The 22,449-nt window shown below is 62.6% G+C and carries 18 protein-coding genes; 9 read left to right on the plus strand and 9 right to left on the minus strand.

Going from position 1 to position 22,449, the window contains the following annotated elements:
- Positions 1-35: 35 nt before the first annotated feature.
- Positions 36-1,967 carry a molecular chaperone DnaK gene (gene dnaK / locus Azoinq_RS12010; protein WP_216128764.1) on the minus strand — a complete coding sequence of 644 codons (1,932 nt, stop codon included), beginning with the start codon at positions 1,965-1,967 and terminating at the stop codon, positions 36-38.
- A gap of 60 nt (positions 1,968-2,027) precedes the next feature.
- A complete protein-coding gene (grpE, locus tag Azoinq_RS12015; protein ID WP_216128762.1) occupies positions 2,028-2,588 on the minus strand; it encodes a nucleotide exchange factor GrpE in 561 nt (186 codons plus the stop codon).
- A 127-nt stretch (positions 2,589-2,715) separates the two neighbouring features.
- Between grpE and Azoinq_RS12020 the strand changes: the two genes are divergently transcribed.
- Positions 2,716-4,104, plus strand: coding sequence for a protein kinase domain-containing protein (locus Azoinq_RS12020; RefSeq protein ID WP_216128760.1), 1,389 nt, complete (start codon positions 2,716-2,718; stop codon positions 4,102-4,104).
- Positions 4,105-4,195: 91 nt separating this feature from the next.
- On the opposite strand, the gene Azoinq_RS12025 is transcribed toward Azoinq_RS12020, so the two are convergent.
- The 3 genes from Azoinq_RS12025 to trxC form a co-directional block, all read right to left on the minus strand.
- A complete protein-coding gene (locus Azoinq_RS12025; protein ID WP_216128758.1) occupies positions 4,196-5,815 on the minus strand; it encodes a methyl-accepting chemotaxis protein in 1,620 nt (539 codons plus the stop codon).
- 55 nt (positions 5,816-5,870) lie between these two features.
- A complete protein-coding gene (locus Azoinq_RS12030) occupies positions 5,871-6,929 on the minus strand; it encodes a VCBS repeat-containing protein (protein WP_216128756.1) in 1,059 nt (352 codons plus the stop codon).
- Between the two features lie 134 nt (positions 6,930-7,063).
- On the minus strand, positions 7,064-7,501 hold the full coding sequence (trxC, locus tag Azoinq_RS12035; RefSeq protein ID WP_216128754.1) for a thioredoxin TrxC: 438 nt from the start codon (positions 7,499-7,501) through the stop codon (positions 7,064-7,066).
- A 374-nt stretch (positions 7,502-7,875) separates the two neighbouring features.
- Here trxC and Azoinq_RS12040 point away from each other — a divergent pair, with 374 nt between their 5' ends.
- Positions 7,876-9,078, plus strand: coding sequence for an MFS transporter (locus tag Azoinq_RS12040; RefSeq protein WP_216128752.1), 1,203 nt, complete (start codon positions 7,876-7,878; stop codon positions 9,076-9,078).
- Positions 9,079-9,181: 103 nt separating this feature from the next.
- Here Azoinq_RS12040 and hemH read toward each other — a convergent pair whose 3' ends face one another.
- Positions 9,182-10,288: a ferrochelatase gene (gene hemH, locus Azoinq_RS12045; RefSeq protein ID WP_216128750.1), complete on the minus strand. Its 1,107-nt coding sequence runs from the start codon at positions 10,286-10,288 to the stop codon at positions 9,182-9,184.
- A 56-nt stretch (positions 10,289-10,344) separates the two neighbouring features.
- Positions 10,345-11,373: a heat-inducible transcriptional repressor HrcA gene (gene hrcA, locus Azoinq_RS12050; RefSeq protein WP_216128748.1), complete on the minus strand. Its 1,029-nt coding sequence runs from the start codon at positions 11,371-11,373 to the stop codon at positions 10,345-10,347.
- Positions 11,374-11,469: 96 nt separating this feature from the next.
- On the opposite strand from hrcA, the gene Azoinq_RS12055 reads away from it, so the two are divergent.
- The 3 genes from Azoinq_RS12055 to Azoinq_RS12065 all read left to right on the plus strand — a co-directional run bounded on the left by Azoinq_RS12055 (position 11,470) and on the right by Azoinq_RS12065 (position 15,059).
- Positions 11,470-12,375: an NAD kinase gene (locus tag Azoinq_RS12055; protein ID WP_216128746.1), complete on the plus strand. Its 906-nt coding sequence runs from the start codon at positions 11,470-11,472 to the stop codon at positions 12,373-12,375.
- A gap of 5 nt (positions 12,376-12,380) precedes the next feature.
- A complete protein-coding gene (recN, locus tag Azoinq_RS12060; protein ID WP_216128744.1) occupies positions 12,381-14,051 on the plus strand; it encodes a DNA repair protein RecN in 1,671 nt (556 codons plus the stop codon).
- A gap of 198 nt (positions 14,052-14,249) precedes the next feature.
- Positions 14,250-15,059, plus strand: coding sequence for a putative metalloprotease CJM1_0395 family protein (locus Azoinq_RS12065; protein WP_216128742.1), 810 nt, complete (start codon positions 14,250-14,252; stop codon positions 15,057-15,059).
- A 54-nt stretch (positions 15,060-15,113) separates the two neighbouring features.
- Here Azoinq_RS12065 and Azoinq_RS12070 read toward each other — a convergent pair whose 3' ends face one another.
- Both Azoinq_RS12070 and fur read right to left on the minus strand, forming a co-directional pair.
- The gene (locus Azoinq_RS12070) at positions 15,114-15,875 is read right to left on the minus strand and encodes a substrate-binding periplasmic protein (protein WP_216128740.1); all 762 of its coding nucleotides are present in this window, start codon (positions 15,873-15,875) and stop codon (positions 15,114-15,116) included.
- A 128-nt stretch (positions 15,876-16,003) separates the two neighbouring features.
- Entirely contained in the window at positions 16,004-16,459 is a 456-nt protein-coding gene (gene fur, locus Azoinq_RS12075) for a ferric iron uptake transcriptional regulator (protein ID WP_216128738.1), read from the minus strand.
- 94 nt (positions 16,460-16,553) lie between these two features.
- On the opposite strand from fur, the gene Azoinq_RS12080 reads away from it, so the two are divergent.
- From Azoinq_RS12080 to carB, 4 genes are all read left to right on the plus strand, one after another.
- Positions 16,554-17,078 carry an outer membrane protein assembly factor BamE gene (locus Azoinq_RS12080; protein ID WP_216128736.1) on the plus strand — a complete coding sequence of 175 codons (525 nt, stop codon included), beginning with the start codon at positions 16,554-16,556 and terminating at the stop codon, positions 17,076-17,078.
- Between the two features lie 3 nt (positions 17,079-17,081).
- Entirely contained in the window at positions 17,082-17,888 is an 807-nt protein-coding gene (dapB, locus tag Azoinq_RS12085; protein WP_216128734.1) for a 4-hydroxy-tetrahydrodipicolinate reductase, read from the plus strand.
- A gap of 199 nt (positions 17,889-18,087) precedes the next feature.
- A complete protein-coding gene (carA, locus tag Azoinq_RS12090; RefSeq protein WP_216128732.1) occupies positions 18,088-19,242 on the plus strand; it encodes a glutamine-hydrolyzing carbamoyl-phosphate synthase small subunit in 1,155 nt (384 codons plus the stop codon).
- On the plus strand, positions 19,235-22,441 hold the full coding sequence (carB, locus tag Azoinq_RS12095; RefSeq protein WP_216128730.1) for a carbamoyl-phosphate synthase large subunit: 3,207 nt from the start codon (positions 19,235-19,237) through the stop codon (positions 22,439-22,441). The genes carA and carB overlap by 8 nt, the downstream gene beginning before the upstream one ends.
- The last annotated feature ends 8 nt before the right edge of the window (positions 22,442-22,449 follow it).

A 22,449-nucleotide genomic window follows, 5' to 3' on the forward strand; every position in this document is an offset into this window, starting at 1 on the left:
TCTCCCGAACTTGCGACCCTGTGCCGGGGACCGACTTACTTCTTGTCCTTGACCTCGGTGTATTCCGCATCCACCACGTCGGCGTCGGCGGCCTTGGCTTCCTGGGCCCCCGCTTCCGCACCGGCTCCGGCGGCAGCGCCTTCAGCTTGTTGCTGGGCGTACATCTTTTCCCCCAGCTTTTGGGCGGCCTGGGCCAGGGCCTGGGTCTTGGCTTCGATTTCGGCTTTGTCGTCGCTGCGGATGGCGTCTTCCGCTTCCTTCAGGGCAGCTTCGATCTTGCCCTTTTCTTCGTCGGACAGTTCCTTGCCGTATTCGGTGAGGGACTTCTTCACCATATGCACGGTGGTGTCGGCTTGGTTGCGGGCTTCCGCCAACTCGTGGGCCTTCTTGTCCTCTTCCGCGTGGGCGGCGGCGTCCTGAACCATGCGTTGCACTTCTTCCTCGGAGAGCCCGGAGGAGGCCTGGATCTTGATCTTGGCTTCCTTGCCCGTGGCCTTGTCCTTGGCGGAAACGTTCAGAATACCGTTGGCGTCAATGTCGAAGGTGACTTCGATCTGGGGCATGCCCCGGGGAGCGGGGGGGATATCCGTCAGGTTGAACTGACCCAGGCTCTTGTTGCCGGAGGCCATTTCCCGTTCGCCTTGGAGCACGTGGATGGTCACCGCGTTCTGGTTGTCGTCGGCGGTGGAGAAGACCTGGCTGGCCTTGGTCGGGATGGTGGTGTTCTTCTGGATCAGCTTGGTCATGACGCCGCCCAGGGTTTCAATGCCCAGGGACAGGGGGGTCACGTCCAGCAGCAGCACGTCCTTCACTTCCCCTTGCAGCACACCGCCCTGGATGGAGGCGCCCACGGCCACGGCTTCGTCCGGATTGACGTCCTTACGGGGGTCCTGGCCGAAGAATTCCTTCACCTTTTCCTGGACCTTGGGCATCCGGGTCATGCCCCCCACCAGGATCACGTCGTCAATTTCGGAAACCTTGCAGCCCGCGTCCTTGAGGGCGGTGGCGCAGGGGGCGATGGTCCGTTCCACCAGGTCTTCCACCAGGGCTTCGAACTTGGCCCGGGTGATCTTCAGGGCCAAGTGCTTGGGACCGGAAGCGTCGGCGGTGATGTAGGGCAGGTTGATTTCGGTCTGCTGGCTGGAAGAAAGCTCGATCTTGGCCTTTTCCGCCGCTTCCTTCAGGCGTTGCAGGGCCAGCACGTCATTCTTCAGGTCAGCCCCGGATTCCTTCTTGAATTCGGTGACGATGTAGTCGATCAGGCGTTGGTCGAAGTCTTCGCCGCCCAGGAAGGTGTCCCCGTTGGTGGACAGCACTTCAAACTGATGTTCCCCGTCGATTTCGGCGATTTCGATAATGGAAATATCGAAGGTGCCGCCCCCCAGGTCATAGACGGCGATTTTCTTGTCGCCTTGCTTCTTATCCATGCCGAAGGCCAGGGCAGCTGCCGTGGGTTCGTTGATGATGCGCTTCACTTCCAGACCGGCAATCCGGCCCGCGTCCTTGGTGGCTTGCCGTTGGCTGTCGTTGAAGTAGGCGGGCACGGTGATGACAGCCTCGGTGACTTCTTCACCCAGGTAGTCTTCCGCGGTCTTCTTCATCTTGCGCAGCACTTCGGCGGAAACTTGAGGCGGAGCGATTTTGCCGCCCCGCACTTCCACCCAGGCGTCCCCGTTGTCGGCCTTGACGATTTTGTAGGGCATCAGGGAGATGTCCTTTTGCACTTCCTTTTCCTCAAAGCGCCGACCGATCAGGCGCTTGACGGCGAACAGGGTGTTCTGGGGATTGGTGACGGCCTGCCGTTTGGCAGGAGCGCCGCACAGCACTTCCCCGTCTTCCGCGTAGGCGACGATGGAGGGGGTGGTACGGGTGCCTTCGGAGTTTTCGATAACCTTGGGTTGGCCGCCTTCCATGACGGAAACGCAGGAGTTGGTGGTCCCTAGGTCAATACCGATAATCTTGCCCATGTTTATTCCTTTAGTGTGAATGGTTGCGATGGAGCCAATATGGGGTGGCCCCGGCGAATATCAAGCCTTGCCTTGGGAAACCGTGACCAGGGCGGGACGCAGGACCCGGTCCGCAATGGTGTAGCCCTTTTGCAGCACCGTGACCACCGTATTGGCCTCCTGGTCCGAGGGCACCATGCTGATAGCCTGGTGGTGGTGGGGGTCGAATTTTTCCCCCACCGGGTTGATTTCCTTCAGCCCGGATTTTTCAAAGGCAGCCACCAGTTGCTTGTGGGTCAGCTCCACCCCGCTTTTCAGGATGTCCACCGTGGGATTGGTGTCGGTCAGGGCGGCTTCCAGGCTGTCATTCACCGCCAGTAATTCCCCGGCGAATTTTTCAATGGCGAACTTGGCGGCCTTGCTGATGTCTTCCTGGGCGCGGCGGCGTACATTTTCCGTTTCCGCCTTGGCGCGCAGCCAGGCGTCGTGGTGTTCCTCCGCCTTTTGTTCGGCCTGGCGCAGCAGGTCTTCCAGGCTGGGGGTGGAATCCGCAGGAGCGGCTTCCGGGGCGGCGGCGGTTTCGGCGCCTTGGGCGTCCGCCGCGATTTCCAGGGGTTCCTGGGGCGTATTTTGTTCTGACATAGGGATTCTCCGGAAAAACTCTCCACCATATGGGGGGGGGCGGAAGGATTTCAAGGCCAGTGTGGGAAATTTCCTAAGAAAGGGGAAAAACCTTTGTTAGGATGGGGAAATTCCAGGGATCAGGACCATGCTTGAGCGGATCGGCAGGTATCACATCGAGAGGGAGTTGGGGCGGGGGGCTACGGCCACCGTCTATCTGGCTCGGGATCCGGAGTCGGACCAGTGGGTGGCGATTAAGCTCATGCGCCTGGGCATGGCGGATGGCAGCCTGTCCCGGCGCCTGATTAAGCTGTTTCAGACCGAAAGCGGGGTGGGCAAGCGCCTGGAACACCCCCATATCGCCCGGGTCTATGACTCGGTGGTGGAAGAGGTGGCTGGGGAAAAGCGGGCCTATCTGGTCATGGAATATGTGGCCGGTCCGTCCCTGGAACAGTTTTGCCAGATCGATCGGCTGCTGCCCCTGCACCGGGTAGTGGGCATTGTTTTTAAGTGCTGTCTGGCCCTGGATTACGCCTTCCGCCAGGGGGTGGTACACCGGGATATCAAGCCTGCCAATATTCTCCTGGATGCCCAGGACAACCCCAAAATTACGGATTTCGGCCTGGCCCTAAATCTGGCCAAGGACAAGGATCGGGATTCCACCTTTGTCATGGGGGTGGGATCCCCCTCCTACATGTCTCCCGAGCAGGTAAAAAACTATCCCCTGAATCACAAGACCGACCTTTATTCCCTGGGGGTGGTGCTGTTTCAGCTACTCACCGGCCGCCTGCCGTACCGGGCCAAGAATCCGGGGGCCCTGGTGTACAAGATCGTCAATATGGAGCCTCCCTCCATCTGCGCCCTGAATCCGGCCTTGCCCGCCGGTCTGGACCCCATTCTCACCAAGGCCCTGGAAAAGGACCTCTACAACCGCTATCGCAACGGGGCGGAATTCGCCAAGGATCTGGCGGCGGTGCGCTACCAGATCCTGGAGGAGGACGATACGGCCCGGGATCAGGCCCGCTTTGAACAACTGCGCCAGCTGGCCTTTTTTAAGGATTTTGAGGACGTGGAATTGTGGGAAATTCTGCGCATCAGCAGTTGGCGGGAAATTCCGGAAAAGGTCCGTTTTATGCGGGAAGGGGAACAGGATCGGGTCTTCGGCATTATTTCCCGGGGCTATGTGGAAGTGTCCCGGGACGGCCGGGCCATTTGCCGCTTGGGGGCGGGGGAGGTGCTGGGGGAAATGGCCTTTCTTCACCCCGGGGAGGGGGAACGAAGTGCCAGCGTGGTGACCCTGGAGCCCACCCTGTTCATGGAAATCAAGGGGGCGGCCCTGTCCCTGGCTTCGGAAGAACTCCAGGCCCGGGTCCAGACCACCCTCATTGCCCGGGTGGTGGACCGGTTGCGGGCGGCCAATGGCATTCTGGCCCGCTTCGGCGATCCGGCGGTGGAGGATTCGGGCAAGGGGGTGAAGGACTACGCCGCCCTCAACTGCGATCTGGAGCTGCTGCCGCCGGACGCCCTGGGGCTTTGAGCGGCGGCCCCGCCTGGGCGGGGAAAGCAGGACATAAAAAAAAACGGGAGCCTGGGGCTCCCGTTGCTTTTGGGCGGTGGCCCTTCCTAGGTTAGACCTTAAAGCGGCTCACCGTGCCTTGCAGGCTGTCCGCCAATTTTTCCAGGGATTGGGCCGCATCCGCCGTTTTTTCCACGGCCACGTTGTTGTCCTGGGCCATGCCGGCGATGGCTTCGATGCTCTGGGCCACCTCGTTGCTGACCCGGCGCTGTTCGTCCGTGGCCCCGGCGATGGCGTTCAGGCCTTGACCCACCTCGGTGACCGAGCCGTTGGCCGACTGGAGAATGTCCGCCACGCTGGAAACGGAGCTTTGGCTGGAGGCCAGGTGTCCCAGGCCGTCTTCGATGGATTTGCGCACGGACACGGACTGGGCCGAGAGGTTTTCCGTAATGGCGTCGATTTCGCTGGCGGAGCGGGAAGATTTTTCCGCCAGTTTGCGCACCTCATCCGCCACCACCGCGAAGCCCCGGCCCTGTTCCCCGGCCCGGGCCGCCTCAATGGCCGCGTTCAGGGCCAGCAAGTTGGTCTGTTCGGCGATGTCCTTCACTTCCTGGGTCATCTTGTTGATGGCTTCCGTGTTGCGCACGAATTCATTGATGGAGTCGGCCATGGCTTTGACCGTGTGCTCCACGTTGTGCATTTCATCCAGAAGTTGGGCCAGGCTCTTGTTGCCCTCGTTGGAGCGCTCCAGACTTTCCTGGGATTTTTGCTGAACCAGTTCGGCGCTTTGGGAAATGGAGGCGATGCTGGACACCATTTCTTCCACGGCGGAAGCGGCTTGCAGGGATTTTTCGTTCTGCTGGTGGGAACCGTCCGCCACCCGGGAAGCGTTCTGGGACAGTTCGTGGGACTTATCCAACACCTCGGTGGCCGAATTGCTCACCTGGCGCACCAGGCCGGCGAAGTTTTCCATGACCTTGTTGAAGACGCTGGCGGCCTGCCCCACTTCGTCCTGACCTTTGACGGCCAGGCGCCGGGTCAGATCCCCGTCGCCGCTGGCCACGTCCCGCAGGCCCTCGGTGAGCTGCTCCAGGGGCTTGGTGACAAAGTGGCGGATGAACAGGTAGATCATGGCCAGGAGCAACAGACTGGCGGCGAAGGCGGCAATGGTGATTTTCAGGCGGAAGGCGCTCACTTCCTCATTCACCTTATCCAGGGACACCTTCATGCTTACTACCCCCAACACCGAACCTTCCGGCGCCTGGTGGCACATGATGCAGTTTTTGCCCAGGTAATTGGTGGAGGCCAGGGTGGGATTGACTACATGGAGGTAGCGATTGCCGTCGCTTTCCTCCACGGCGGCAAAGGGCTTGCCGGTCTGCATCACCTGACGCTCAATGGCGTCCATGGGCCGGGTGTCTTTCTTGTCCGGGCCGAAGACCTTGATCACCGCATCCCCACGGATGACGTGGAGATCCTTGATCACCGAGAGCTGTTTAATCTGGTCCAGGAACACTTCCCGCTGGCCCACCGTGCCCGTGATCATCATGCCGGTGAGACCGGCCATGGTCATTTCGTGGATGCTGCGGGAGAAGTCCATGGCCTGATTGGTGACGGTGTCCCGATTGACGTCCGTTTCCCAAATGATCATGGTCGTCCAGACGGCCACCAGAACCAGCCAGATGGCTGCGGTCAAGCGAATCCAAATTTTCATATCGGCGATGCGAGCCATGCTCTCTCTCGGTGCAGCATTTAGGGTTTGTAGGAATAAGCTTATCTGACGAAAGTCATGCGGCCAAGTCTAGCTGTTGCATTGTGCCAGCCTTACCGTCCTCCTGCAAAAACAGACCGGTGTTGCGGACCTGTGCCAGTAACTGATTTTGCTCATCTTTTATGGCAAAGGGAGTGGGGGAAGCGGCCAGACTCAGGGCGCCGATGCCCAGATCGTGGAGGCTGCGCAACTGATCCTGTCCCTGGGCGTTCTTACTCAGCACCTGGAGTTGGGAGAAAACCCGGTCCCCCGCGTCGATCCAACCATTGTGGTCCTCGTCATAGGCGGCCAGCTCCCCGTAACCGTTGCCGCTGGAGGGGCCAAACAACTCGCTGCCGTTGTCGATTTTGCCGTTGCCGTTCTTATCCAGCACCAGAAAGCCGCTGCCCCCGGTGGCGAAGGCCATATTTTCCTGCTGGCCATCGTTGTTCAGATCGAACTGGAACTTCTGGTTAGTGAGTTCTGCGGCGCTGCCGCCGAAATTGAGCACCAGGGGGTCCTGGGTGGCCAGCCTGTCCCCCGCCTGGATATGGACCTGGCTGGTTTCCTGATAGCTGTACTGCATTTGCAGGGAAAGATCGAAGTGAATTTCCTGGCCGTCTGCCGTATGCACCACGCCGCTGGCGGCCCAATCGGTCTGTTCCCTTTCCGTGTAGCTTTCCAGATACTGGTAATCCAGGCCGTAACCAGCGGAAGCGGGGGCGGTGGTGGTTGAGGAGCTGGTTTCCCCCGGGGCTGGCAGGCTGGCATCCTGGCTCGGGGCGGTGAGGTCGGCCAGGGAGAAGAGCTTGGCTTTATGGCCCGTGAGCATTTCCAGCATCATCTGAATCAGGGTGAGCTGGAGCTGGTTCCGGTCCGTTAACGGCATATCCCCGGTCTGGGCGGCCAGGCCGGCGGAGGAGAGGGAAACGCTGTCCGTGGGCAGCACCGCCGCGCCCCTTGCCGGGTTTGCCCCACCCGCCCCGGTGGCGGTGGAAGGCGTGCCGATCTGATAGCGGAGCCGTTCTTCCACCTGCCATTGCTGGCTGTACCGGTGGGAGGCGGAGAAATTCAGGTTGGCGTCGGCGATTTTCATGGCGGTCCTTCGGCGAACGGTGATGGCGCGGAGCACCGGATCGATGTCCCTGCCATGCTTATCGGCCTGGGCCGAGGATTATTGAGGCGAGGCCCTAAATATCCTTGCCCGATTTGATCCGGGCCCGCCCGGGATCAGAGGTGGCCGTTGGTCCAGGCGACGATGCCCGCCGTATCCAGGGCGCCGGCCTGGCGGGCGATTTCCCTGCCATTGCGGAACAGCATCAGGGTGGGAATGCTGCGGATACCCAGGCGGGCCGCCAGGGCCTGGTTGGCCTCCGTATCCACCTTGGCCAGCCGCACCCGGGGCGCCAGACGGGCCACGGCGGCGGCGAAGGCGGGGGCCATCATGCGGCAGGGGCCGCACCAGGGGGCCCAGAAATCCACCAGCAGGGGCAGATCATTGTGGGCCAGCTGGCGCTCCAGCCCCGCCTGATCCAGCACCATGGGCTGGTCCGGAAACAGGGGGGCGTGGCAGCGGCCGCAGCGGGGCGCGCTTTCCAGACGTTCCCTGGCCACCCGGTTCACGGCCAAGCAATGGGGGCAGGGGAGAAGCAGGGCGTCGGTATCCATGGGGTGGGGCTTTCAACAAGGGCTTGTGGGGAGGGGCGAATGGGGCCTAGATGGTGGTGGCCGGCGGCTTTTTCAAGCCGGGGAAAGGCCGGACTCGGGAGCTGCACCGGGGCTGGCTCTGGTGGGGGCTCGGGAGGGATGACTTGGGGGATGGTTTGGGAAGGGGCTGGCCTGGGGACTCTCGGGCGGATTCTGAAGCAGAACCAGAGGTGATCCCAAGCCCGACCCGACCCAAGCCAAGCCAAGCCAAGCCGACCCAAGCCGACCCAAGCCGACCCAAGCCCGCCCAGGCTGGCGCCGGGCGGGCTTCCGGGCTTACAGTTAACCGTTCCCGGCTGCGGCCGGACCTTCCTCCTTTTTCTTTTCGGATTCCCATGTTTGCTGCCGCCCTGCGCCAGTCCCTGTTGGGGAACGGGGGCCAAGCCTCCCGCCCCATTGTCTGGCTGATCGGATTTTTCGCCTTCCTCAACGTTTATTCCATGCAGTCCGTGCTGCCCCTGGTGATGGGGGATTTCCACGCTTCCCCGGTGCAGGCCGGGGCCACCGTGGGCGCCACGGTGCTGGCCGTGGCCCTGGTGTCCCCCTTCATGGGCATGTTGTCCGACGCCCTGGGGCGGAAGCGCATCCTGTGCATTTCCCTCTTTGCCCTGACCCTGCCCACGGCCCTGATTCCGGCCATGGGAAGTCTGACCCTGGTGGTGGTGATGCGTTTCCTCCAGGGCTTGGCCATTCCGGGCATTGTGGTGGTGCTCATGGCCTATATTGCGGAGGAATTCCGCTCCGGCGGGGTGGCCCGGATGACCACCGCCTATGTGGGGGGCACGGTCATGGGAGGCTTTTGTGGCCGTTTCATCACCGGCCATGCGGGCCATCTGCTGGGCTGGCGGGGGGCCTTTGTCACCCTGGCGGTGATGAATTTCCTCGGCGCCCTGCTGGCCCTGTGGCTCCTGCCGCCGTCCCGGCATTTTGTGGCCAACCGGGATGTGGGGGGCGCGTTCCGCACCCTGGGCCACCATCTCCACAATCCCCGCCTCCTGGCCGCCTGCGCCGTGGGCTTTTGCGTGCTCTTTTCCCTGGTGGGCACCTTTACCTACGTGAATGTGCTCCTGGCCTATCCCCCCTTTAACCTTTCCGCCGCCGGGCTGGCCAATGTGTTCTGCGTCTATCTGGTGGGGGTGGTGGTGACCCCCATGGCCGGCAAGGTGATTGTGCGCATCGGCTTCCTCCGTTCCCTGCTGGGAGCCTTGAGCCTGTCTGCCGCCGGGCTGGCCCTGACCCTGCTACCGTCCCTGGGGACGGTGATTGTGGGGCTGGCCATCTGCTCTTCCGGGGTTTTTATCTGCCAGTCCGCCACCATCAGCTTTATTGCCGACAGCGTCAGCGAAGGCCGTTCCCTGGCCACGGGCCTGTACAACATGTCCTATTACGCCGGCGGCGCGGTGGGGGCCTGGTTGGCCGGTCTGGCCTTTGAAGCCTGGGGCTGGAGCGGCTCTGTGCTATCCATCTTTGTGGTCCAGCTGGTGGCCGGGGGCATTGCCTGGCAGGGCTGGCGGCGGCCGAAAACGGTCCAGGCCTAAAGCCCCGTTTTCTCCCGGGCAAGGAGCGAAAAACAGGCTGGAGATGCCCGAGGGACGGGGGCCTCTCCTCTCGGGTATATGGGGAGCGGCTCGGGGCCGCCCCCTAGTGGGGAGCCCCTTGCAGCTTGGCCCGCAGGGCGGTGGCCGCCAGGGTGTCCTGATTCGGGGCGGGGCGGCTCGACCAGCCCTGGAGATGTTCCAGCACTAGGGCCCCCAGGGCGGCGATCCAATCCGGCCGTTCATTGAGGCAGGGAATGTAGTGGAAGGTCTTGCCCCCGGCGGCCAGGAAGGTGGCCTTGCCCTCCATGCCAATTTCTTCCAGGGTTTCCAGACAGTCGGAGACAAAGCCGGGGCAGATCACATCCACCCGCTCCACCTTGGCCTGGGCCAGTTTTTCCAGGGTCGGGGCCGTGTAGGGCTGGAGCCAGGGCATTTTGCCGAAGCGGGACTGGAAGCAGACCTCTACCTGTTCCGGCGCCAGTTCCAGGCTTTCCCGGAGCAGGCGGGCGGTTTTCTGGCATTCGCAGTAATAGGGGTCCCCCTGGTCCAGACTGCGCCGGGGCAGGCCGTGAAAACTGATGAGCAGCCGGTAAGAGGGCCCCGGGCGGCCTTCCTGACTCCAGAAATCCCGAACCTGGGCGGCCAGGGCGCCGAAGTAGGCGGGATGGTCGTGGAAATTCCGGATATAGCGCAGCTCCGGCAGGTTCCGGGTGCGGAGCAGGGGCTGGAATACCCCATCCAGGGCTGAGCCCGTGGTGCTGGCGGAAAACTGGGGATAGAGGGGCAGAATCAGCAGCCGGTCGCAGCCCTTGGCCTTAAGCTGGGCCAAGACGTCCCCTACGGCCGGTTGGCCATAGCGCATGGCGTAGGCCACTTCCAGGCCTTCCTGGCCCTGTTCCCCGAGCCAGCCTTTGAGGAGCTTGGTCTGCTTTTCCGTATGCACCCGCAGGGGGGAACCTTCCGGGGTCCAGACGGCGGCGTATTTGGCGGCGGATTTTTTCGGCCGGGTGTTGAGAATGATGCCGTTCAGAATCAGCCACCACAGGGCCCGGGGCAGCTCCACCACCCGGGGGTCGGAGAGAAACTGCTTCAGGTAGCGGCGCAGGGCCGGCGGCGTGGGGGCGTCCGGGGTGCCCAGGTTGAGCAGCAACACCCCGGTGCGGGGGGGCTGGTCGTGGCGATGGGGGGGCTCGGGTAAATAGGCGGACATGGCAATGGGACTCCAAAAATCCTGGGCGGCAGGGGAGAAACGGGGGGAAAGCCCGGCTAGGAGCCGGACTGGTAGGTCAGGGCGCTGGAGAGCAGCTTGGCGGTGATGTCTACGATGGGAATGACCCGGTCGTAGGCCATGCGGGTGGGGCCGATAACCCCCACGGAGCCGACGATGCGGCCGTTCACCTCGTAGGGGGCGGTAACCACGCTGCATTCATCCAGGGGGGCCAGACCGGATTCGCCGCCGATGTAGATCTGCACCCCCTCGGCCCGGTTGGAAATATCCAGAAGCTTGACCAGGCCGGTCTTTTGCTCGAAGAGATCGAAGAGTTCCCGGAGACGGCGCATGTCGGAGGACAGGTCTTCCACATCCAGGAGATTTTTTTCCCCGCTGATCACGTACTGATCCCGGGGGGCCCCCAGGGCTTCCCCACCTGCTTCCAGGGTGGCGGCCATGAGGGCCTGCATGTCCTGGCGCAGGCGTTGCAATTCCTCGGACAGACGCTGGCGGATCTGGTCGAAATTGAGACCGGCGAAATTCTGGTTCAGGTAATTGGCTGCCGCCACCAGCTCGGAGGCCTTGTAGGGCCGATCGGTGAAAAGAATGCGGTTCTGCACGTCCCCATCCGTGGTGACGATGATGAGCAGGGTGCGCTTTTCCGAAAGGCCTAAAAACTCGATCTGGCGGATTTGGGGGGAAGGGCGCTGGGGCGCCATGACCACCCCGGCAAAATTGGTGAGCCCGGACAGGAGCTGGGAGGCGCTGTTGATCAGCTGCTGGGGCTGGGCCGGATGGAGGTGGCCTTCAATGGCCAGGATTTGCCGCTCCGCCAGGGGCTGAACGGTGAGCAGGCTGTCCACGAACACCCGGTAGCCCCGGGGGGTGGGAATGCGTCCGGCGGAGGTATGGGGGCTGGTGATGAAACCCATGTCCTCCAGGTCCGCCATTACATTGCGCACCGTGGCCGGGGACAGGTCCAGGCCGGAGGCCTTGGACAGGGCCCGGGAGCCCACGGGCTGGCCCTCGATCACGTAGCGTTCGACCAGGGTCTTGAGCAGGATGCGGGCGCGTTTATCAAGCATGGCGGTGATTTTACCCAAATTCTCCCCACTGACCAGTGCCGGTGGGCTGGGGCGGCGGGTCGGCGGCTGGCGGGGTTTTATGGTTTAATTCCCCCCATGCATAACTCCCCAACCCGCTCCCCCTCTGCTTTTCGGACCATTGCCCTGATCGGGCGCTACCATAGTCCGGAGGTGGCCGAATCCCTCCGTGCCCTGGGCCGTTTTCTGAGCCAGCGGGGCGTGGTGATCGTGGTGGAGAGCGATACGGCCCGCAATGTGGGGGGCGATCTGCCCTGGGAAGTGAAGGATTTCCCCGCCATCGGCCAGGACGCGGATCTGGCCATTGTGCTGGGGGGAGACGGCACCATGCTCAATGCGGCCCGCCAGCTGGCCCCCTTCCGGGTGCCCCTGGTGGGGGTCAATCAGGGGCGTCTGGGTTTCATGACCGACATCGGCCGCCACGACATGCTGAGCTGCATGGAAGATCTGCTGGAAGGCCGCTTCACCCGGGATGAGCGTCTGGTGCTGGCCGCCGTGGTGAGCCGGGACGGCAAGGATATCTGCGTCAATCAGGCCTTGAATGACGTGGTGGTGGATAAGGGCGCCATCGGCAAAATGATCGAATTCGAGCTCTTCATTGACGGGGAGTTCATCTATCACCTGCGGGCCGACGGCCTCATCGTTTCCACCCCCACGGGCTCCACCGCCTATGCCCTGTCCGCCAACGGTCCCATTCTCCATCCCAATCTGGGGGGCATTGCCCTGGTGCCCCTCTGCCCCCACGCCCTGACCAACCGGCCAGTGACCGTTTCCGAGCGCTGCGACATCGAATTGCGCATTACCCATGCCGCTGACGCCCGGGTCCACTTTGACGGCCAGCTCACTTTTGACCTGAAGCGGGGGGATTGCGTCCATATGCGCAAGGCCGCCCACAGCACCTGCTTCCTCCATCCCCCCGGCTACAGCTATTTCGCCATGCTGCGTCAGAAGTTGCAGTGGAGCGAACGTCCCAAAGGAGTTTGACCGCCATGTTGCGCCGCTTGTCCATACGGGATTTTGTGCTGGTGGATCGCCTGGAACTGGAATTCGCCACCGGTTTTGGCGCCCTTACCGGGGAGACCGGCGCCGGTAAATCCATTCTGGTGGATGCCCTGGCCTTCGTGCTGGGGGAACGGGCGGACAGCGGCCTCCTGCGTAGCGGCGCCGAACGCATGGAAGTGGCCGCTGAATTCGACGGGGCTGACGGGGGCCATGCCACCGATCTGGCCGCCTGGTTGCGGGACAACGATTTTGCCCCGGCGGATGCGGGGGAACCCCTGCTGCTGCGCCGGGTGCTGGACGGCAACGGCCGCTCCCGAGCCTACATCAACGGTTCCGCCGCTACCTTGCAGCAACTGCGCCAGGTGGCGGAATGGCTGGTGGATATCCACGGCCAGCACGCCCACCAGTCCCTGCTGCGCCATGAGGTGCAGCGCCATCTGGTGGATGCCCACGGGGGGGCCGGGGATCTGGCCCGGCAGGTGGCCTCGGCCTGGAAAAGCTGGCGGGACGCCCAATCCGCCCTGGAAGCGGCGGCCCGGGGCGGCGAAGCCCTGCGCCGGGAGCGGGAACAGCTGGAATGGCAGGTGCAGGAACTGGAAGCCCTGGGCTTCAGTCCGGAGGAATGGAGTGAGCTGAACCAGGAACACCGGCGCCTTTCCCATGCCGCTTCCCTGCTGGAGGGGGCCCAGTTTTCCCTGGGGCTCTTGAGCGAAGGGGAGGAGGCCTGCGAAGCCCGTATCGGCGCCGTGGCCAGCCGTCTGGAAGATTTGAGCGAATACGATCCGGCCCTGGCCGAGGTGCTGGCCCTGGTCCAGTCCGCCCAGGCGGAACTGGGGGAAGGGGTCTCCGCCCTGCGTCGTTACGGGGATCGGGTGGATTTGGACCCCCAACGGCTGCGGGAAGTGGAAGGCCGCCTAGAAGGGGTGATTTCCCTGGCCCGCAAATACCGGGTGACGCCGGAGGGCCTGCCGGATCTGCTGGCGGAAAGCCAAGCTCGCCTCCAGGCCTTGGGGGACGCGGCCAATCTGGAAGTGCTGGAAAGCCGGGCCCAGGCCGCTGCCGCCCACTACCGGGAACTGGCCCAGGGGCTTTCCCTGGCCCGGCAGACCGCGGCCCAGGACCTTTCCGCCGCAGTCAGCGCCTCCATGCAGGAGCTGGCCCTGGGGGGCGGACGTTTCCAGGTGGCCCTGGTGCCCCAGGAAGAAGGCTCGGCCAGCGGCTTGGAGCAGGTGGAATTCCGCATCGCCGGTTTGGCGGGCAACGAGCCCCGGCCCCTGGCCAAGGTGGCTTCGGGGGGGGAACTGTCCCGCATCAGTCTGGCCATCCAGGTGGTGACCAGCCGTCAGGCCAGCGTTCCCACCCTGATTTTCGACGAAGTGGATGTAGGTATTGGCGGCGGCGTGGCCGAGGTGGTGGGGCGCCTGCTCCATCGCCTGGGGGAAGAGCGCCAGGTCCTGTGCGTCACCCATCTGCCCCAGGTGGCGGCTCGGGCCGACTGGCAATGGCAGGTGGCCAAATCCCGTAGCGGGGAAACGGTGACCAGCCGGGTGTCCGTGCTGGATAAATCGGGCCGGGTGGAGGAAATCGCCCGTATGTTGGGTGGGGTGGAAATTACCGCCACTACCCGCCGCCACGCCAAGGAATTGCTGGAAGGCTAGGTTTTTCGGCCGGGTCAGGAACGGACCTGGGGGGGGCGGAGTGGGGGTGCCCTCCGTCGCTCCGAATCTGTTACCGCGCCTCTCAACGGGCCAGGGTTGCCGCTTTTAATAGCCCATGAGGGGCGACCGGCTTGGAAAAACTCCGGTCCTTGGCTAGTATGAAGCATCCCCCTTTGCTTATTTTCTGGACCTGACGCTATGGCCCTGGCTGGGATTGTCTCCACCCCGTCTTCATCCCCGGCCGCCCTTCCTCTGAATCGGAACGGCGGCCAAGGGGCGTCTACGCCAAAGGCGGGGGCGGAGGCGGGTGTCCAGGTGTCCCTGGGGCAAGGCGGCAATGGGGAGTGGTCCGGTGGCTATAGCGCCCTGGGAACTTCATCCTCCACCGCAGGGAGCGCTCCTGGAGCCGCTACCACCGCGTCTTCCGCCGGCGCTGCTGGGGGGGCGGTGGGGAGTTCCCCGTCCGGCGATCCGGCGGCGGCCAATCAGGCCTCCTCTTCTGGTACCACCACTACGGCCAGCGGCAAAAAACTGACTCCCGCCCAGGAACAGGATGTGGCCAAACTCCAGGCCCTGGACAAGGCGGTACGGGCCCACGAGCAGGCCCACATGGCCGCCGGGGGCGGGTTAGTGCGGGGCGGGGCATCCTTTTCCTATGAGCGGGGCCCGGACGGCCAGTCTTATGCGGTGGGGGGGGAGGTCTCCATCGATACGTCTCAGGGGAGCACTCCGGCAGATACCATTGCCAAAGCCCAGCAAATTCAGTCGGCGGCCCTGGCTCCCGCCGATCCCTCCTCCCAGGACCGGGCCGTGGCCGCCGCTGCCGCCCAGATGGAAGCCCGGGCCCGGGAAGAACAGAGCCGACAGCAGGTCGCCACGTCTTCAGTGAATGGGGCCAAGGGTAATGAGAGCCTGACCCAGGCGGGACGCCAGGGAGCGGCGGCCTACGGAGCCCAGCAGCAGGGAGTGACGGGGGCGGCCCAGACTTCCTTCAGCGCTTTTGCTTGAGGGCCGCTTTTCGGGAGTGGCAGGGCGCCGGGGCAAACGGGGCCAAAAGGCCTTTTAACGGGTTGCCAGTTCCGCTGCGATGGGGGAGAGGCGCCGTTGCAGCTCTTCTTCAATGAAGCCCTGTTCCCGCAGCCGTTCCACCGCCTGGCGTAGCCGGGGGGCCTGCCGTTGCAGGCCAGACTGCTTGGCCAGCACCGCCCAGACTTCCTGACGCTGGAGGTTGAGCCGGTTGAAGCTGGCCGGGCCCAGGCCCCGCTTGCGCAGGTGGTAATTGAGAGAAAGGTTGCCCCCCACAATGGCGTCCAGCCGTCCGGCCAGGAACATATCCACCAGAGCTTCGTAGTCCCGTACTTCCAGGCGGGTATAGGGGCCACTGTCCCCGTTGCCGGGCAGCAGGTGGGTGTCCTTGATGATGCCGACCCGCAGATTGCGCAGATCGTCCCGGTTGCGCAGCAGGGTGCCCGGTCGGGCCAGGGCCACCACTTCAAAGCTGAACAGGGGGGCCACATATTCCACATAGCCCTCCTGTTCCTCACTCCGGATCACATAGGCCAGGTCGCAGTCTCCCTGACGCAGATCCCGGTCCAGGCGGAAATAGGGCTGGAGGGAGGGGCGGAGGCTGATGCCGCTTTCCCGCTCCAGGGCCTGGTTGATGTCCAGGAGAATTCCCGTGGGGACAAAGTGGTGCCCGCCCGCCTTGGCGTAATAGCTCCAGGGCTCGGTGAGGGGCATGCCCACTTTGCCCGTGGGGCCGCCCTGGGCTTGCCAGGAAGCGAAACAGAGCAGGAGTAGCAGGGGGAGACGGAGGGAAAACATCAGGGTAGAGGAATATTCTCTATGACGTTAGTCATAAAAACCTATACCCTAATGCTCCGGGAGTCAAGGAAGAAACGCGGGAGGGGGGTAGCGATGGCTAGGGACGGTGAGACGGGGGAAAAGGGGGGTTAGCCCAGGTGCCGGGGCTTACCTTCCCCCTGGTTGCGGTGGGGGCAGTTTTCCTTGATGCAATCCACATAGAGATACAGCTCGTGTTCCTGGATCACGAAGCCCCGCTCTTTGGCGATTTTGGCCTGGCGGCGCTCGATCTCCGGATCGTGGAATTCTTCCACCCGGCCGCAGTTGAGACAGACCAGGTGATCGTGGTGATTGCCCTGGTTCAGTTCAAACACCGCCTTGCCTGCTTCAAAATAGTGGCGTTGCAGCAGTCCGGCCTGTTCGAATTGGGTTAGCACCCGGTAAACCGTGGCCAGGCCAATATCCATGCCTTCCCCAATCAGCAACTTATAGACGTCTTCCGCCGACAGGTGCCGTACGGCGCAGTTTTCGAAGAGCTCGAGAATTTTCAGGCGGGGAAAAGTGGCCTTTAGACCGATGTTTTTTAAGCTCTGGGAGTTGCTCATGTCGCACCCTGTTTTAAGTCGGGAAAGGTCTTTTTAGGCTATGATATACCGATTCGCCTAGCTTGGACATCGCTGGAAAACAGCGTTTAGCCGCATGATTCCTTCTTTTTCCTGCCATTTTTCTACCCGTTCCCTGTTTTTCGCCGCCGGCGTAGCAGTCTTTGGACTGGTGGGCTGCTCCCATGTTCCCCGGGTGGTGACGGAGTACAAAATCGATGTCCAGCAGGGTAACTACATTACCCAGGACATGATCGCCCAGCTGCGCCCCGGTCTTTCCAAGGACCAGGTGCGCTACATCCTGGGAACTCCTCTGTTGACGGACATTTTCCATGGGGAGCGGTGGGATTACCTCTATCGCCTGGAAAAAGGTAAGACCGGGGAAGTGGAAAGCCGGAAATTTTCCGTCTTCTTCACGGATGGCGTGCTGGCCCGGGTCAGCGGCGATGTGGTTCCCGCCCAGCCAGCCAAGGAAGGGGAGGGGGCTGCCGGGGACGGGGATACCGCCTCCAAACAGCGGGTGGTGGATTTAGGCTCCATTCCGGAGGATGGCAGCGTGACGCCGCCGCCTCTGGAACAAAAGGGCTTTTTTGGCAAATTGATGGAAAAGGTTGGTTTGTAAGCAATGACTGCACTGAATATCGCGGTGGCCGGCGCCTCCGGCCGCATGGGTCGGATGTTGATTGAAGCTACTTTGCAGGATGGGACGGCCAAGCTGGCCGCTGCCTTTGACCGGCCGGGCAGCCCGGCGGTGGGCAAGGATGCGGGGGAAGCCCTGGGGGTGCAAACCGGGGTGGCTATCGGGGATCAGCCGGAAGCGGCCATTGCTCAGGCCACCTGCCTGATCGACTTCACCCGTCCGGAAGGCACTCTGGAGCATTTGGAACTGTGCCGTCGGCACGGCGTGGCCATGGTCATCGGCACCACCGGCTTTGACGAAGCGGGCAAGGCGGCCATTGCTGCCGCCGCCCAGGAAATCCCCGTGGTTTTTGCGCCCAACATGGCGGTGGGGGTAAATCTGGTGTTCAAACTCCTGGATACGGCGGCCCGGATTCTCAACGAAGGTTACGACATCGAGGTGGTGGAAGCCCACCACCGGCATAAGGTGGATGCGCCCTCCGGCACCGCCCTGCGCATGGGGGAAGTGTTGGCTCAGGCCTTGGGTCGGGATCTGGCCGATTGCGCCGTCTATGGCCGGGAAGGGGTAACCGGGGAACGGGATCCTTCCACCATCGGCTTCGCCACGGTGCGGGGCGGGGATATTGTGGGGGATCACACCGTAATGTTCTGCGGCCTTGGGGAACGGGTGGAAATCACCCACAAGGCCAGCAGCCGCATGACCTTTGCCATGGGCAGTCTGCGGGCGGCCCGTTTCCTGGCGGAAAAGAAAAGCGGTCTCTTCGACATGCAGGATGTGCTGGGGCTGCGCTAAGTCGCCTCTCTGAGCCCCGCGGGTAGGCCGGGAAAAGCGCCCGGTTTGCCCGATAGAGGGCCTCTCCGGTATAATAAGAAGGTTAAAAATCAAAATCGTGTAAGCGGGAAGGCGTCTGTCCGTCCCGCTTTCCGTATATGCACCACCGTCCCCGTCATCGCTCGATACGGGAGGGGTGCGTCTAGCGCCGGAGTGTTGAGTGTCCTTGCTTCCCACCTTTCCGCCAGCCCTGCTTGCTCTCGCCGATGGAACCGTTTTTCGCGGTTATGCCATCGGTGCAGAAGGTTCGAGCACGGGTGAGGTCGTCTTCAATACGGCTATGACCGGGTATCAGGAAATCCTGACGGACCCGTCCTATTGCCGCCAAATCGTCACCCTAACCTATCCCCACATCGGCAACACGGGCTGCAACGCCGAGGACTTCGAGTCCCGGGCGAATTTTGCTGCCGGGCTGGTGATCCGGGAATTGCCTGTCCAGGCTTCCAACTGGCGCATGGGCCAGACCCTGCCGGAATACCTGAAAGAACACGGTATTGTGGCCATTGCGGGCATCGATACCCGTAAGCTGACCCGCCTGTTGCGGGAAAAGGGGGCCCAGGCCGGTTGCGTCATGGCTGGCGCCAACCTGGATGAGGCCGCTGCCCTGGCCCAGGCCCGGGCATTTCCCGGGCTGGCCGGGATGGATCTGGCCAAGGTGGTCAGCGCGGATCAGCCCTACGCCTGGAGCGAAGGGGAGTGGGATTTGAAGGCCGGTTACCGGCCTGTGGAAAAGCGCCCCTTCAAAGTGGTGGCCTACGATTTCGGCGTCAAGCGCAACATTCTGCGCATGTTGGCCAGTCGGGGCTGTGATGTGGAAGTGGTGCCGGCCCAGACCCCGGCTAAGGACGTGCTCGCCCGCCAGCCGGATGGGGTGTTTCTCTCCAACGGTCCCGGGGATCCGGAACCTTGCGATTACGCCATTCAGGCCATCCAGGAAGTGCTGGCCGCTAAGGTGCCCACTTTCGGTATCTGTCTGGGGCACCAGCTTCTGGCCCTGGCCTCCGGTGCCAAGACCGTGAAAATGAAATTCGGCCACCACGGCGCCAATCACCCGGTGAAGGATCTGGAAACCGGCCAGGTGTTGATCACCAGCCAGAACCACGGGTTTGCCGTGGATCAGGCTACCCTGCCGGCCAATCTTAAGGCCACCCACGTTTCCCTCTTCGACGGTTCCCTGCAAGGCGTCTCCCGTACCGATGTGCCCGCGTTCTCCTTCCAGGGGCACCCGGAAGCCAGCCCGGGTCCCCACGACCTGGCCTATCTGTTCGATCGGTTCATTCGGCTGATGCAAGACAAAAAGGCGGAAAATGCCTAAGCGTAACGACATCAAAAGCATTCTTATCATTGGGGCGGGCCCGATCGTCATTGGTCAGGCCTGCGAGTTCGACTATTCCGGCGCCCAGGCTTGTAAGGCCCTGAAGGCCGAGGGTTACAAGGTCATTCTGGTCAATTCCAATCCGGCCACCATCATGACCGACCCGGCCACGGCGGACGTGACCTATATCGAACCCATCACCTGGAAGGTGGTGGAAAAGATTATCGAAAAGGAACGTCCCAATGCCCTGCTGCCCACCATGGGCGGCCAGACGGCGCTGAATTGCGCTCTGGACCTGGCTAAGCACGGTGTGCTGGACAAGTACGGCGTGGAAATGATCGGCGCCTCCCGGGATGCCATCGACAAGGCCGAGGATCGGGAAAAGTTCAAGGCGGCCATGACCAAGATCGGTCTAGGTTCTGCCCGTTCCGCCGTGGCCCATTCCATGGAAGAAGCCTTCCAGGTTCAGGCCATGATCGGCTTCCCCACCATCATCCGTCCTTCCTTTACTCTGGGCGGTTCTGGCGGCGGTATTGCCTATAACCGGGAAGAATTCGTCACCATTTGCGAACGGGGCCTGGAAGCCTCCCCGACCAAGGAATTGCTCATCGAGGAATCCCTGATCGGCTGGAAAGAGTTCGAAATGGAAGTGGTGCGGGACAAGAAGGACAACTGCATCATCGTCTGCTCCATCGAAAATCTGGACCCCATGGGGGTGCATACGGGGGACTCCATCACCGTGGCTCCCATCCAGACTTTGACGGACAAGGAATACCAGATCATGCGCGACGCCTCCGTCGCCGTGCTGCGGGAAATTGGGGTGGATACGGGCGGTTCCAACGTCCAGTTCGCCATTAATCCCAAGGACGGCCGGATGATCGTCATTGAGATGAATCCCCGGGTATCCCGTTCCTCCGCCCTGGCCTCCAAGGCCACCGGCTTCCCCATCGCCAAGGTGGCGGCCAAGCTGGCCGTGGGCTACACCCTGGACGAACTGGCCAACGAAATTACCGGTGGCAAGACTCCGGCCTCTTTTGAGCCGTCCATCGATTACGTGGTGACCAAGGTCCCCCGTTTCGCCTTCGAAAAATTCCCCCAAGCCGATTCCCATCTGACGACCCAGATGAAGTCCGTTGGGGAAGTCATGGCCATTGGCCGGACTTTCCAGGAATCCCTGCAAAAGGCCCTGCGTGGCCTGGAAGTGGGGGTGGATGGCTTCGACGAAAAGAGTTCGGACCGGGAAACTATCGAAACCGCTCTGGCCGAACCCGGCCCGGAGCGGATCTGGTACGTGGGGGACGCGTTCCGCCTGGGGTTGAGCCTGGAGGACATCCAGCGCCTGACCCATATTGATCCCTGGTTCCTGGCCCAGATCGAAGACCTGCACCGCAAGTCCGAAGCCGTTCAGGGCCGTAGCCTGGAAAGCCTGAGTGCCCCGGAAATGCTGGCCCTGAAGAAGGCCGGTTTCTCCGACAAGCGCCTGGCTAAGCTCATGGGAACCACCCAGACCGCCGTTCGGGAACGGCGCCATGCCTTGGCCGTACGCCCGGTCTATAAGCGGGTGGATACCTGTGCGGCGGAATTCTCCACGGACACCGCCTATCTCTATTCCTCCTACGAGGAAGAGTGCGAGGCCCAGCCTAGCGCCAAGAAAAAGATTATGGTGCTGGGCGGCGGCCCGAACCGGATTGGCCAGGGGATCGAGTTCGACTACTGCTGTGTCCATGCCTCCATGGCCATGCGGGAAGACGGCTACGAGACCATCATGGTCAATTGCAATCCGGAAACCGTGTCCACCGACTACGATACTTCCGATCGCCTGTATTTCGAGCCCCTGACCCTGGAAGACGTGCTGGAAGTGGTTCATGTGGAAAAGCCCGTGGGGGTGATCGTCCAGTATGGCGGCCAGACGCCCTTGAAATTGGCCCGGGACCTGGAAGCCAACGGGGTGCCCATTATCGGTACCAGCCCGGACATGATTGACGCGGCGGAAGACCGGGAACGGTTCCAGAAGCTGCTCAACGACCTGGGGCTGAAACAGCCGCCCAACCGGACCGCCCGGACCGAGGCGGATGCCTTGGCCCTGGCCCAGGAAATCGGCTATCCCCTGGTGGTGCGCCCCTCCTACGTGCTGGGCGGTCGGGCTATGGAAATTGTCCATCAGCAGGCTGATCTGGAACGCTACATGCGGGAAGCGGTAAAGGTTTCCAACGATTCCCCCGTGCTGCTGGACCGTTTCCTGAACGACGCCTGCGAAGTGGATGTGGATGCCCTGTCTGACGGTCAGGAAGTGATCATCGGCGGGGTTATGGAGCACATCGAACAAGCCGGGGTCCACTCCGGTGACTCCGCCTGCTCTCTGCCGCCTTACTCCCTGTCTCCTGCGATTCAGGACGAATTGCGGCGCCAGACCAAGCTCATGGCCAAGGCCCTCAACGTTTGCGGCCTCATGAACGTGCAATTCGCCATCCAGGGCGATACGGTTTTCGTTCTGGAAGTGAATCCCCGGGCCTCCCGTACCGTGCCTTTCGTTTCCAAGGCCACCGGTCTGCAACTGGCCAAGATCGCCGCCCGCTGTATGGTGGGCCAAAGCCTGGCCAGCCAAGGGGTGACCAAGGAAATGATCCCCCCCTATTTCGCGGTGAAGGAAGCGGTTTTCCCCTTCGTCAAATTCCCCGGGGTGGATACCATCCTGGGGCCGGAAATGAAGTCCACCGGGGAAGTGATGGGGGTGGGGGAAACCTTTGCTGAGGCCTTTGTGAAGAGCCAGTTGGCGGCCGGCGTACGGCTGCCCACCGGAGGCAAGGTCTTCCTTTCCGTCAAGGATTCGGACAAGGCCAAGGCCGTGGATGTGGCGCGGGACCTCCAGGCCGCAGGCTTCTCCATCCTGGCTACCCGGGGTACCGCAAACGCCATTCAGGCGGCGGGTATTCCGGTGACCGTGGTTAATAAGGTCACGGAAGGCCGTCCCCACGTGGTGGATATGATCAAGAACAATGAAATTGCTCTGATCATCAACACCGTAGATGAAAAGCGGCAGGCCATCGCCGATTCCCGCTCCATCCGGACTTCCGGTCTGGCGGCTCGGGTGACCATCTACACCACCCTGTGGGGTGCCGAAGCGGCAGCCGCCGGTATTCGCCAGGGCGGGGAGCTGCGGGTGTACCCGATTCAGGGTTTGCACGCTAAACTTCACTAATCCTTCTT

Source organism: Azospira inquinata (assembly GCF_018905915.1).
Classification (GTDB): Bacteria; Pseudomonadota; Gammaproteobacteria; order Burkholderiales; family Rhodocyclaceae; genus Azospira; species Azospira inquinata.